The organism is Aliihoeflea sp. 2WW (assembly GCF_000497755.1).
Classification (GTDB): domain Bacteria; phylum Pseudomonadota; class Alphaproteobacteria; order Rhizobiales; family Rhizobiaceae; genus Aliihoeflea.
In genome coordinates, this window is sequence record NZ_AYOD01000043.1 from 1 (window position 1) to 11,848 (window position 11,848).

Annotated in this window: 11 protein-coding genes and 1 tRNA gene; 6 read left to right on the forward strand and 6 right to left on the reverse strand. The window is 65.4% G+C overall.

Going from position 1 to position 11,848, the window contains the following annotated elements; genetic code table 11:
- Positions 1-112: 112 nt before the first annotated feature.
- From ALII_RS0117110 to ALII_RS0117120, 3 genes are read left to right on the forward strand one after another with little or no spacing between them, the layout of a single operon-like run.
- Complete coding sequence (locus ALII_RS0117110; RefSeq protein WP_024588451.1) at positions 113-1,000, forward strand: ABC transporter permease subunit; 888 nt, start codon at positions 113-115, stop codon at positions 998-1,000.
- Positions 997-1,785: an ABC transporter permease gene (locus ALII_RS0117115; protein ID WP_024588452.1), complete on the forward strand. Its 789-nt coding sequence runs from the start codon at positions 997-999 to the stop codon at positions 1,783-1,785. The genes ALII_RS0117110 and ALII_RS0117115 overlap by 4 nt, the downstream gene beginning before the upstream one ends.
- Positions 1,782-2,843, forward strand: coding sequence for an ABC transporter ATP-binding protein (locus ALII_RS0117120; RefSeq protein ID WP_024588453.1), 1,062 nt, complete (start codon positions 1,782-1,784; stop codon positions 2,841-2,843). The genes ALII_RS0117115 and ALII_RS0117120 overlap by 4 nt, the downstream gene beginning before the upstream one ends.
- Here the strand turns inward: ALII_RS0117120 and ALII_RS0117125 are convergent.
- The 4 genes from ALII_RS0117125 to ALII_RS0117140 all read right to left on the reverse strand — a co-directional run bounded on the left by ALII_RS0117125 (position 2,840) and on the right by ALII_RS0117140 (position 5,768).
- Complete coding sequence (locus tag ALII_RS0117125) at positions 2,840-3,232, reverse strand: hypothetical protein (RefSeq protein ID WP_152529664.1); 393 nt, start codon at positions 3,230-3,232, stop codon at positions 2,840-2,842. The genes ALII_RS0117120 and ALII_RS0117125 overlap by 4 nt on opposite strands.
- Positions 3,229-4,437: an NAD(P)/FAD-dependent oxidoreductase gene (locus ALII_RS0117130; protein ID WP_024588455.1), complete on the reverse strand. Its 1,209-nt coding sequence runs from the start codon at positions 4,435-4,437 to the stop codon at positions 3,229-3,231. Before ALII_RS0117130 ends, ALII_RS0117125 begins: the two co-directional genes overlap by 4 nt.
- A 15-nt stretch (positions 4,438-4,452) precedes the next feature.
- Positions 4,453-4,529: transfer RNA gene (locus tag ALII_RS0117135), tRNA-Arg, on the reverse strand.
- Positions 4,530-4,604: 75 nt separating this feature from the next.
- The gene (locus ALII_RS0117140) at positions 4,605-5,768 is read right to left on the reverse strand and encodes a M20 aminoacylase family protein (RefSeq protein ID WP_024588456.1); all 1,164 of its coding nucleotides are present in this window, start codon (positions 5,766-5,768) and stop codon (positions 4,605-4,607) included.
- A 179-nt stretch (positions 5,769-5,947) separates the two neighbouring features.
- Here ALII_RS0117140 and ALII_RS0117145 point away from each other — a divergent pair, with 179 nt between their 5' ends.
- Entirely contained in the window at positions 5,948-7,048 is a 1,101-nt protein-coding gene (locus ALII_RS0117145) for a D-alanyl-D-alanine carboxypeptidase family protein (RefSeq protein WP_024588457.1), read from the forward strand.
- A gap of 5 nt (positions 7,049-7,053) precedes the next feature.
- The gene (locus ALII_RS0117150; protein ID WP_024588458.1) at positions 7,054-8,148 is read left to right on the forward strand and encodes a GTP-binding protein; all 1,095 of its coding nucleotides are present in this window, start codon (positions 7,054-7,056) and stop codon (positions 8,146-8,148) included.
- Between the two features lie 323 nt (positions 8,149-8,471).
- On the opposite strand, the gene ALII_RS0117155 is transcribed toward ALII_RS0117150, so the two are convergent.
- Entirely contained in the window at positions 8,472-9,434 is a 963-nt protein-coding gene (locus ALII_RS0117155) for a GlxA family transcriptional regulator (RefSeq protein ID WP_024588459.1), read from the reverse strand.
- Between the two features lie 14 nt (positions 9,435-9,448).
- Positions 9,449-10,348, reverse strand: coding sequence for a bifunctional methylenetetrahydrofolate dehydrogenase/methenyltetrahydrofolate cyclohydrolase FolD (gene folD, locus ALII_RS0117160; protein ID WP_024588460.1), 900 nt, complete (start codon positions 10,346-10,348; stop codon positions 9,449-9,451).
- A gap of 184 nt (positions 10,349-10,532) precedes the next feature.
- Between folD and proC the strand changes: the two genes are divergently transcribed.
- Entirely contained in the window at positions 10,533-11,348 is an 816-nt protein-coding gene (gene proC / locus ALII_RS0117165) for a pyrroline-5-carboxylate reductase (protein ID WP_024588461.1), read from the forward strand.
- Positions 11,349-11,848 lie beyond the last annotated feature (500 nt).

Genomic DNA, 11,848 nt, shown 5'->3' on the forward strand with positions numbered 1-11,848 from the left:
ATCTCCCCCCTTGAGGGGGAGATGGCCGGCAGGCCAGAGGGGGGTGCGACGAAACGAACGCGTTTCAAACCCTTGCCTGTTTTCTCATTGCGGTTCGCCAGATGAGTTCCTCATGACCGACATCCTCCACGGTCCCGCCCCCCAACCCGCCCGGCGCTCGCTGTCGCTGGCGTGGCTCGGCGTCGTGCCGTTCCTCGCCTTCGCGCTGCTGTTCCTGATCCTGCCGACGCTGCAGATCATCACCGGCGCGTTCCGCAATCCGGCCGGCGAGTTCACGCTCGACAACATCGCCAATCTCTTCCAGCCGTCGATCCTGTCGGCCTACTGGATTTCGATCCGCATCTCCTTCGCCTCGGCCTTTCTCGGCTGCCTGATCGGCTTCCTAATGGCGGTGGCGATCACGATCGGCGGGCTGCCGTCATGGATACGCTCGCCGCTCCTCACCTTCTCCGGCGTCGCCTCCAACTTCGCCGGCGTGCCGCTTGCCTTCGCGTTCCTCGCCACCTTCGGCCGTCTCGGCCTCGTCACGCTCATCCTGCGCGACTGGTTCGGCATCAACATTTACGGCATGGGCTTCAACATCCTGTCCTTTTCGGGCCTGACGCTGACCTATCTCTTCTTCCAGATTCCGCTGATGATCCTGATCGTGACGCCGGCTCTCGACGGGCTGAAGCGCGAATGGGGCGAGGCTGCCGCGATCCTGGGCGCAACTCGGTTCCAGTATTGGCGCATGGTGGCGCTGCCGATCCTGTGGCCGACTTTGCTCGGCACCTTCGCGCTGCTCTTCGCCAACGCCTTCGGCGCGGTCGCCACCGCCTATGCGCTCACCGGTTCGTCGCTCTCCATCGTGCCGATCCTGCTCTTCGCGCAGATCCGCGGCGACGTGCTGCAGGACCCTCACCTCGGCTACGCGCTCGCCTTCGGCATGATCGTCATCACCGGCATCGCCAACTTCGTCTATATCTGGCTGCGCAGCCGCGCGGAGCGGTGGATCAAATGAAGGCGAACCGCTTCTGGTCCTGGCTCTTTCTCATTCTCGGCATCGCCTATTTCGTGCTGCCGCTGATCGGCACCGTCGAATTCTCGCTGAAGATGCGGCGCGGCGAATATTCGCTCGACGCCTATTGGGCGGTGCTCGCCGATCCGCGCTTTCAGGCGACGTTCGGCTATTCGGTGATGATGGCGGTGGCGACGATCATCGCCGGCGTCGTGCTGATCGTGCCGACGGCCTACTGGATACGCCTGAAGCTGCCGCACTGGCGGCCCTTCATCGAATTCGTCACGCTTTTGCCGCTCGTGATCCCGCCCATCGTCATCGTGTTCGGCTATATCCGGCTCTACAACACCTCGTCCTGGCTGCCGCTGACGGGCACCGCGGCGGGCACGAACCTCCTCCTGATGTTCGGCTATATGACGCTTTCCCTGCCCTACATGTACCGCGCGGTCGACACCGGGCTTCGCGCCATCGACGTGCGCACGCTGACCGAGGCGGCCGAGAGTCTGGGCGCCGGCTGGCTGACGATCATGTGGCGCGTGATCCTGCCGAACGTGCTTGTCGCCGTCCTGTCCGGCGCGTTCCTGACCTTCGCCATCGTGATCGGCGAATTCGTGCTCGCCGCGCTTTTGAACCGACCCGCCTTCGGACCCTATCTCCAGCTCATCGGCGCCAACCGCGCCTATGAACCCGCCGCCCTCGCGGTCATCGCGTTCGCGATCACCTGGGCCTGCATGGGGCTGATCCAGCTCGTCACCCGCTTCCAGAAACACACGATGGCCCGCCGATGAGCTTTCTCGAAATCGCCAACCTTCAAAAGGATTTCGGCGGCACCCGCGTCGTCAAGGATTTCAACCTCGCCGTCGAGAAAGGCGAGTTCGTCTCGTTTCTCGGCCCGTCGGGCTGCGGCAAGACGACGACTTTGCGCATGGTCGCCGGCTTCGAGCAGCCAACCTCCGGCGTTATCCGCATCGACGGACGCGACGTCGTCAATCTGAAGCCCAACCAGCGCAATATCGGCATGGTGTTCCAGGCCTATGCGCTGTTTCCCAACATGACCGTCGCGCAGAATGTGGGTTTCGGGCTGAAGGTCGCCGGCCGGCCGAAGGCCGAGATCGATGCACGCGTGGCGGAAATGCTCGAGATCATCAAGCTGCCGCATCTGGCCGAGCGCTATCCGTTCCAGCTGTCCGGCGGCCAGCAGCAGCGCGTCGCGCTCGCCCGCGCGCTCGCCGTGCGCCCGCAGGTGCTGCTCCTCGATGAGCCGCTCTCCGCGCTCGACGCCAAGATCCGCGTGTCGCTGCGTGAGGAAATCCGCGCCATTCAGAAGAAGCTCGGCATCACCACGATCTACGTCACGCACGACCAGGAAGAAGCACTCTCCATGTCGGACCGCATCGTGGTCATGAACGAAGGCCGCGCCGACCAGGTCGGCACGCCGTTCGAGATCTACAACCGGCCGACGACGCGCTTCGTCGCGTCGTTCGTCGGCACGCTCAGCACGCTCGAAGGCCGTGTGGTCGACCCGGCAGCGGGCACCGTTTCGATCGGAGACAGCACCGTTTCGCTCGGCTATCGCCTTGCCGAGCGGCAGGCGGGCGACGCGATCACGCTGGCACTTCGCCCGGAAGCCGTGACGCTCGGCCGCGACGAGGCGCGCGGCGCGCATCTGTCCGGTACGATCCGCGACGTTTCGTTCCTCGGCTCGGTGATCCGCGTGCGCGTGGCGGTCGGTTCCGGCACAGTGTCGCTCGACACGTTCAACAGCCCCTCCGCCCCGCCGCCCGAGCCAGGCGATCTCGTGACGGTGAGCTTTGCGCCGGGCGATCTGCTCGTGATGGAAGACTAAAGCCGGACGAGCCCCGCACCGATCAGCACGATGCCGAAGACGGCGTAAACCGCCGCCCAGACGCGCCACGAACCGGCGAGCCCGATGCGCTGCGCGAGCGCAACAAACGTGCCGGACCCGATCAGGAAGCCGAGGCCCTCGATGACCGCGCCAACGGCAAAGAGCGTGACGACGATTGCCAGCCAATCGTCCACGCGGTGATGGAGGACGAGCAGAAACGCGCCGAGGAAATAGCAGACAAGGCCGGTCATGAAGGCAGCGGTGGAACTGTCGCGCAGCCCGTCGAACATGCGCGAAAAGCGCTCCGGTGCGCGCCACCAGCCGATGGCCGCGGCCAGTGCATAGCCGCCGATGGCGATGGCGAGATGTTCGGTGAGCGCTTCGTTCACGCCGCCCGCTCCGCGATGGCCGTGCCCGCCGCCCAGCCGGACGACCACGCCCACTGGAAATTGTAGCCGCCGAGCCAGCCGGTGACATCGACGACCTCGCCGATGAAATAAAGCCCGCCGACGGCTTTGGCCTCCATCGTCCGCGAGTTGAGGCCCGCCGTGTCGACGCCGCCAAGCGTCACTTCGGCGGTGCGGTAGCCTTCCGAGCCGATCGGGTAGACTTCCCAGCCCTGCAGTGTCTCGGCGATGGCGGCCAGCTTCTTGTCGCTCGCCTCGCCGATCGGCCCGGCCCAGCCATGCACTTCCGCCAGGTGGGCGGCGAGGCGCTTCGGCAGGATGTCGGCGAGTACGGTCGGTATCGCCCGGCGACCGTTTTCGCGCTTGGCGGAAACGAGCGCGGCGTGGATGTCCTGCCCGGGAAGGAACGCGATGCGGATCGGCTGCTTCTCGCGCCAGTAGGACGAAATCTGCAGGATCGCCGGTCCGGAAAGACCGCGATGGGTGAAGAGCAGCGCCTCCTCGAACGCCGCCTTGCCGCAGGTCACGCGCGCATCGGCAGCGACGCCGGCGATTTCGCGAAAGCCCGAAAGCACGTCCTCGCCGAAGGTGAGCGGCACCAGCGCCGCGCGCGTTTCGGTGACGCCGAGCGCGAACTTTTCCGCGATTTGATAGCCGAGCCCGGTCGCGCCCATCTTCGGGATCGACTTGCCGCCGCAGGCGACGACGAAATGGCGGCAGTGGATTCTTGCCGTGCCGTCACCGCCCAGCGTGACGGCAAAGCCGCTCTCGTCGCGTTCGAGCGAAACGAGCGTGGTCGCCAGACGCAGTTCGCAGCCGGCCCGGTCCATCTCGTGCAGCAGCATGGCGATGATGTCCTTCGCCGAATTGTCGCAGAAGAGCTGGCCGAGCGTCTTTTCGTGCCAGGCGATGCCGTGTTTTTCGACGAGCGCGAGGAAATCGTATTGCGTGTAACGGCCGAGCGCCGATTTGGCGAAATGCGGATTGGCGGAGAGGAAATTCTTCGCGGCCGTTCCGATGTTCGTGAAATTGCAGCGTCCGCCGCCCGAAATGCGGATCTTCTCGCCGGGCGCCCTGGCATGATCGACCACCAGCACACGCCCGCCGCGCGATGCGGCATGGATCGCGCACATCATGCCGGCAGCGCCCGCGCCGAGGATGACGGTGTCGAAGGTTTCAGGCTGCATGAAAAGCTACTTTGCTGGTGATCCCGACTGGATTCGAACCAGTGACCCTCAGATTAGGAATCTGATGCTCTATCCTACTGAGCTACGGGACCACGGCTGGAACACATAGACGCCGCGCGCGCATTCGCCAAGTGCAAACGGCCCGGCAAGCCGGGCCGCAAGTCTGGTCAGGCGGCGAGCGCCGTTTCGGCGAGGCGGACCCAGTAGCTGACGCCGTGGGGGATGACTTCGTCGTTGAAGTCGTAGGCCGGGTTGTGAAGGTTCGCCGTGTCGCCATTGCCGATGAAGATGAAGGCGCCGGGGCGGGCTTCGAGCATGTAGGAGAAATCCTCGCCGCCCATCACCGGGTTGATCTTGTCGTTGACGTTCGGATCGCCCGCGACGCCCTTGGCGATGCTGGTGGCGAAGACGGTTTCTTCCGGGTCGTTGAAGGTAACGGGGTAGTTGACGTCGATGTCGACGTCGGCGACGGCGCCGCCGGCGAGCGCGATGCCCTGGCAGATCGCGCGCATGCGCTCGATCGCCTTGTCGGCGACCTCCCGCTTCAAGGTGCGGATCGTGCCGGCGAATTCGATCTCCTCGGGGATGACATTGTAGGCGTCGCCGCCGTGGAACTTGGTGATCGAGACGACGACCGATTCGATCGGGTCGACCGAGCGCGAGGCGATGGTCTGGATCGCCAGCACCATCTGGCTGCCGACGACGATCGGGTCGATCGTGCCGTGCGGCATGGCGGCGTGGCCGCCCTTGCCCTTGACCTTGATGGTGAACTCGGCCGTCGCAGCCATCAGCGGGCCCGGCCGCAGCGCGAACTGGCCGACGGGAAGGCCGGGCATATTGTGCATGCCGAAGACGCGGGCGATGTCGAACCGCTCCATCATGCCGTCCTTGACCATGGCGAGGCCGCCGGCCCCGCCCTCCTCGGCCGGCTGGAAGATGACGGCGACCGCGCCCTTGAAGTTCCTCGTCTCGGCAAGGTATTTCGCCGCGCCAAGGAGCATCGCGGTGTGGCCGTCATGGCCGCAGGCGTGCATCTTGCCCTCGGTCGTCGAGGCGTAGGACTTGCCGGTGATCTCGGTCAAAGGCAGCGCGTCCATGTCGGCGCGCATGCCGATCGTCGGGCCCTCGCCCAGATTGCCTCTGATCAGCCCCACGACGCCGGTCTGGCCGATGCCGGTCACCACTTCGTCGACGCCGAACTCCTTCAGCCTTTCGGCGACAAAGGCCGCCGTTTCGTGGCAGTCGTAGAGAATTTCCGGATTGGAATGGATGTGGCGCCGCCAGCCGGCGACTTCTTCCTGCATTTCGGCAGCTCGGTTCAGGATCGGCATCGTATGGGGAGTTCCTTCCGGTCGACCTGCCATTTTGGCGTCACATAGTCTAAATAGTCGAGAGACGACGGTGGCGGGGTCCGCTGTTCTTCACGGGTAGCGGGCGAGCGTTCCTCGACCCGCCCGGTCATGAGACTAAATACCGGACGATGGCGACGGCAAGAGGCAATTGGTCAATGATGCGCAATAGGCTTGTTCTGGCGACGCTGGCGGCAGCGCTCGCGGTGACGGCGTGGCAGCAGCCGGTGCTCGCCGGACCTTCGATCCTGGTGGATTTGAACACCGGGCAGGTGCTGGCGCAGGAAGATGCCTTCAAGCCCTCCTACCCCGCCTCGCTGACCAAGCTGATGACGACCTATGTCGCCTTCCGCGCCGTCCAGGCGGGCGAATTGCGGCTCGACAGCCCGATCGAGATCACCACGGAAGCGACCAAGGAACCGCCCTCCAAGATGGGCTATGCGGCCGGTTCGGTGCTGACGCTCGACAATGCGATCAAGATCCTGATGGTCAAGTCGGCCAACGACATCGCCACCGCGCTTGCTATCAATATCGGCGGATCGGAGGCGGCTTTCGCGCAGCGCATGAACGACGAGGCACGGCGGATCGGCATGACGCAGTCGAATTTCGTCAACGCGCATGGGCTGCATTCGGACGAACAGTACACGTCGGCGCGCGACCTTGCCGTGCTCGCCATCGCGCTTCGGCGCGACTTTCCGCAGCATGCCGACTATTTCAAGCTCGACGCGCTCGCCGACGGCCAGAACATCATGGAAAACCACAACACGCTGATGGGCCGCTTCGAAGGCGCCGACGGCATGAAGACGGGCTATACGTGCCCGGCCGGGTTCAACCTCGTCGCCTCCGCCACGCAGCAGGGACGCTCGCTTCTGGCCGTCGTCATCGGCGAATTCTCGCCTGAGGAACGCGCGGACAAGGCGGCCGATCTGATGGGCAACGCCTTTGCCAAGCCGGCGGGAGACGCACCGTTGCTCGCCAATCTGCAGCCCGGTGCCGATGTCGGAAACCAGGCCACCAATCTGCGACCGGTCGTCTGCACGGAAGAAGCCTGGCGCGAGCGCGCCAAGCGGCGCGATGCGGACGGCAAGCCGATCTACCATTCGAAATTCATCACCGAGCGCACCGGCGATCCCGTCGCGATCGCGGTCAGCCTCGGCGGCGCGACCGGCCCCCGCTCGACGCAGCCGCGCTATGCCAACGTGCCCATCCCCACGCCGCGGCCGGATTACTCTCCGGAATCCGCGCAGGCGCAAGGCGGCTAGGCCAGATGCGCACGGACCCGATTGCCGTTTCCATCCTCACCGGGTTCCTCGGTTCGGGAAAGACCACGCTCCTCAACCGGCTCCTGAAGGACCCGGCGCTGACCAACACCGCCGTCATCATCAACGAGTTCGGCGAGGTGGCGATCGATCATCTGCTGGTCGAACAGTCCGGTGACGGGGTGATCGAGCTTTCCGACGGGTGCCTGTGCTGCACGGTGCGCGGGGAACTCGTCGACACGCTGGCCGATCTCGTCGACCGGGTGCAGACCGGTAAGGTCGCGGCGCTCGACCGGATCGTGATCGAGACGACGGGTCTTGCCGACCCGGTGCCGGTTCTCCAGTCCGTGATGGGGCATCCGGCGCTGATGCACGCCTTCCGGCTCGATGGAGTCGTGACGGTCGTCGATGCGGCCAATGGCGAAGCGACTCTCCGGGCGCATGAGGAGGCGCGGCGGCAGGTGGCGGTCGCGGACCGCATCGTGCTTTCGAAAACCGATCTGGCGGACGAAGGCGAGATCGCCGAACTGAAGGTGAAGCTGCGCGGGCTCAATCCGGGCGCGGCGTTCGTTGAAGGTTCGACGTCTGGCACGGCAGCGCTGATCGCCTGTGGGCTCTACGATCCGGCGACGAAGATCGCGGACGTTTCGCGCTGGCTGGGCGAAGGCGAACACGACCATCATCACGATCACGATCATTCGCATGACCACGCGCATTCGCACCACGACCCGTCGATCCGCACCTACTCGCTCGTCCACGACCGGCCGGTGTCGTGGTCGACCATCGAGATGTTCCTCGACCTGTTGCGCTCCACGCAGGGCGAGCGACTGTTGCGCATGAAGGGGATCATCGAGATCGCCGAGGACCCGGAGCGACCGCTGGTGATCCACGGCGTCCAAAAGCTCCTGCACCCGCCCGCACGGCTGCCCACCTGGCCGGACGGCCAGCGTGGGACGCGGCTAGTGCTGATCACGCATGATTTGCCGGAAGACTATGTGCGGCGGCTGTTCGGGGCGTTTGTCGGGCAGCCGGCGGTCGATGCGCCGGATCGGGCTGCGATGGTCGACAATCCGCTGGCGATTGCGGGGTTTCGGGCGGGGTAGTTGGGGGATGATCGCGGGCGCTTGCGCGTGGCAATACCCTCACCCCATACCCCTCCCCACAAGGAGGAGGGGGAAGTGACCGCCGAACCTTGACAGTCAGCATAGCTCCACGCTTCAGCAGACTCGCGACGCGGACGCCTTCCCTCCCCCTTGTGGGGAGGGATAAAGGGTGGGGGTCCGCGATGATCCGGCCCGTTGTCGGAGGGCTNCCGCCGAACCTTGACAGTCAGCATAGCTCCACGCTTCAGCAGACTCGCGACGCGGACGCCTTCCCTCCCCCTTGTGGGGAGGGATAAAGGGTGGGGGTCGCGACGCAGTCGCGGCTAATACGTCGTGCGGCGCTCTTCGCTCGGGGGGCGGCCGAAGAGGAGGCGGTAGCTTTGCGCGAAGTAGGAGTGCGAGGTGAAGCCGGTGGCGATGGCGACGTCGAGGATCGGCAGGTTGGTCTGACGTAGCAATTCGCGCGCTCGCTCGAGGCGCAGGCGCATGTAGTAGCGGCCGGGCGTGACGTTGAGATGGCGCAGGAAAAGGCGCTCTACCTGGCGTACCGACAGGTTGGCCGACTTCGCCAGTTCGACGGCCGAATATGGCTCGTCGAGATTGTCGGCCATCAGCTCGACGATCTTTTTCAGCTTCTCCGACTTGCCCGTCAAGTCGCGTTCCGGACCGACGCGCTGGCGGTCGCCGGCCGAGCGGATGCGCTCATACTGAAACTGGTTGGCGACCTCGTTGGCGAGGTTCTGGCCGAAATCGGCGCGGACGATCTCCAGCATCAGGTCGATGGAGGTCGTGCCGCCGGCGCAGGTGTAGCGCTTGCGGTCGATCTCGAAGACGTTGCCGGTGCATTCGATGTCGGGAAAGCGTTCCTTGAAGCCGGCGCGGTTTTCCCAGTGGATGGTGCAACGGTGGCCGTCGAGCTGCCCGGCTTCGGCCAGAAGGTACGAGCCGACGGAGAGCGCGCCGAGCGTCGCGCCGCGACGGCCGAGATTGCGCAGGGCGGCGAGCGCCTTGCTCTTGCCGGGAAATTCCGTCGTCAGGCCGACGCAGACGAAGAAGATGTCGACCGGCGGGGCGTCGGCGATCGCGTAGTCGATCTTGATCGGCAGGCCGTTCGAGGCGGAAACGGCCTCGCCATCGGCCGAAACAGTTGTCCAGGAGTATACGTCGCGGCCGAGCAGACGGTTTGCCGAACGGACCGTGTCGATGGCCGCGGCGAGCGAGAACATCGAGAACTTGTCCACCAGCAAGAAGGCGAACTGGCGTCCGTTGGGCGACGGCTCGGGCATGATCGCGGCGCCGCCTAGAGCCGGGGCGGTTCGCGGCCTGCCGCGCGACAGGCGGAGGCGAGCGTGTTGGCCATCAGCATGGCGATGGTCATCGGGCCGACACCGCCTGGAACCGGCGTGACCGCGCCAGCCTTTTCGGCGACTTCGTCATAGGCGACATCGCCCACGAGGCGCGATTTGCCCTCGCCCTTTTCGGGCGCTGGGATGCGGTTGATGCCGACGTCGATCACCGTCGCGCCGGGCTTGACCCAATCGCCCTTGACGATCTCCGGGCGGCCGACGGCGGCGACGAGGATATCGGCCGTGCGGGCGAGCGCGGCGATGTCCTTCGTGCGGCTGTGGGCGATGGTGACGGTGCAATTGGCGGCCAGAAGCAGGTTCGCCATCGGCTTGCCGACGATGTTGGACCGCCCGATGACGACGGCGGTGAGGCCCGACAGGTCACGGCCGCGGATCTTTTCGACCAGCAGCATCGAGCCGGCCGGGGTGCAGGGAACGAAGGCAGTGTCGATCTCGCCCGTGCCCAGCTTGCCTACATTGACGAAGTGGAACCCGTCGACGTCCTTTTCCGGCGCGATCGCCTGGATGACCTTGCCGGAATCGATGTGGCCGGGCAGCGGAAGCTGGACGAGGATGCCGTGAACGCGGTCATCGGCGTTGAGCTTTTCGATGAGGGCGAGAAGGTCGGCCTCGGACGTGTCTTCGGGCAGCGTGTGCTGGTCGGAGAAGAAGCCGCATTCCTTGGCCTTCTTCGATTTCGACGACACGTAGACCTGGCTTGCAGGGTCCTCGCCGACGATCACCACGGCCAGACCCGGCGTGACGCCCGCCTCCGCGATGAGATCGCTCGCGGCCGCCTTGACCTTCGCCACCACGTCCTCGGCCGCCTGTTTGCCGTCGATCCGTTCCGCCATTCTCCGCTCCCTGCCCTTCAAAGCTGTATCGCATCGTCACCAAAACGGCGCGGCGCGCTTTTGCCTGCGCGCCCTTCTTTGACGCGATAAAGCCAGAACCGCCAGCCGGATTTCGGTAGCGCGACATCGGTTGCACGGAATCGTTTGCCGGTCCATGACCAATGAAACTCAAGGGAGAACAATCATGGGCATCAGGGTCATTCTCGTCGGATGCGGCAATATGGGCTTTGCGATGCTGTCGGGATGGCTCGCCTCGGGACGGCTGGAAGCCGGCGAGGTCGGCGTCGTGGAGCCCAACGATGCGCTGCGCCTGCGGGCCGATGAACTGGGCGTCCATGCGCATGAGGCGATCGAGGGGCTTGGCGATGCCCGGCCCGAACTCGTCATCTTCGCCGTCAAGCCGCAGGTGATGGCGCAAGTCGTGCCGGCCTACCGGCATCTGGCCGATGGTCGGACGACGTTTTTGAGCGTGGCGGCGGGGACGAGCATCGCGACGTTCGAGCAGCTTCTGGACGGCAGCGTACCGATCATCCGCTGCATGCCCAACACGCCGGCCTCGATCGGGCGCGGCATGATGGTGACGGTTGCCAATGAACGGGTTTCGGAGGCGACGAAGGATTTTGTCACCGGGCTGCTCTCGGCCAGCGGCAAGGTGGCGGAAATCGACGACGAGCGGCTGATGGATGCCGTGACGGCGGTTTCGGGTTCGGGGCCGGCCTATGTATTCCACTTCATCGAATGCCTGACCAAGGCCGGCGAAACGGCGGGCCTGCCGACCGACATTGCCAAGCTGCTCGCCATGCAGACGGTCTACGGCGCGGGGTGCCTTGCGGCGGAAAGCGCGGAGGAGCCCGCGGAACTTCGCCGGCAGGTGACGAGCCCGAACGGCACGACGGCAGCCGCGCTGGCTGTGTTCATGGATGAGGGCCGGCTGGAAAAGCTGGTCGGCGAGGCGGTCGAGGCGGCGCGGGTGCGGTCCGAGGAACTGGGGAAGGCCTAGACGCGAAGCATCGGCGCCGCGCCTGCCATCCGGCATCCGGCCATTGTCAAAAAACGGGAAGCGGGGCGCGCGGGCCGTGCCTTCCTATGGTTTTTTGTGTGGCGCGAACCCGCGCACCCCACCGATGGGCTGTCTGGCTTTCGGCCGGTCACGGCAGAGCGGTCCGAAGATCGCATCCGCCGCGGCTTTTCCCGCATGATCGAGCGACCACGCCGGCCTGTTCCCAGCCTTCACGTGCCTGACAGGGTCCGACGCCATCGGGGGGAAGTCATCGCCGCCCTCCCGACACCCGGTGCGCACCGGTTCCCATGAGGACGATGCGGGGGATTATGGGGGAGGTTGAGGGGACGGGGATAAGTTTCTGGTGAGCGTGAGCGGAAAGTAGATCTGGCGCCTGCTCCTGAGCCTTGGAAGGAGGCAGTTCGGGCTGCGGTGGTCTTTTGGTGATTTTTGCGAAGAGGACCCCCACCCTGTATCCCTCCCCACAAGGGGGAGGGAGG

Coding starts and splice junctions, on each gene's coding strand:
- ALII_RS0117115 (WP_024588452.1), top strand. CDS start 997: ATGAAGGCGAACCGCTTCTGGTCCTGGCTCTTTCTCATTCTCGGCATC.
- folD (WP_024588460.1), bottom strand. CDS start 10,348: ATGGCGGAACGGATCGACGGCAAACAGGCGGCCGAGGACGTGGTGGCG.
- ALII_RS0117130 (WP_024588455.1), bottom strand. CDS start 4,437: ATGCAGCCTGAAACCTTCGACACCGTCATCCTCGGCGCGGGCGCTGCC.
- ALII_RS0117110 (WP_024588451.1), top strand. CDS start 113: ATGACCGACATCCTCCACGGTCCCGCCCCCCAACCCGCCCGGCGCTCG.
- ALII_RS0117140 (WP_024588456.1), bottom strand. CDS start 5,768: ATGCCGATCCTGAACCGAGCTGCCGAAATGCAGGAAGAAGTCGCCGGC.
- ALII_RS0117155 (WP_024588459.1), bottom strand. CDS start 9,434: ATGCCCGAGCCGTCGCCCAACGGACGCCAGTTCGCCTTCTTGCTGGTG.
- ALII_RS0117145 (WP_024588457.1), top strand. CDS start 5,948: ATGCGCAATAGGCTTGTTCTGGCGACGCTGGCGGCAGCGCTCGCGGTG.
- ALII_RS0117120 (WP_024588453.1), top strand. CDS start 1,782: ATGAGCTTTCTCGAAATCGCCAACCTTCAAAAGGATTTCGGCGGCACC.
- ALII_RS0117150 (WP_024588458.1), top strand. CDS start 7,054: ATGCGCACGGACCCGATTGCCGTTTCCATCCTCACCGGGTTCCTCGGT.
- proC (WP_024588461.1), top strand. CDS start 10,533: ATGGGCATCAGGGTCATTCTCGTCGGATGCGGCAATATGGGCTTTGCG.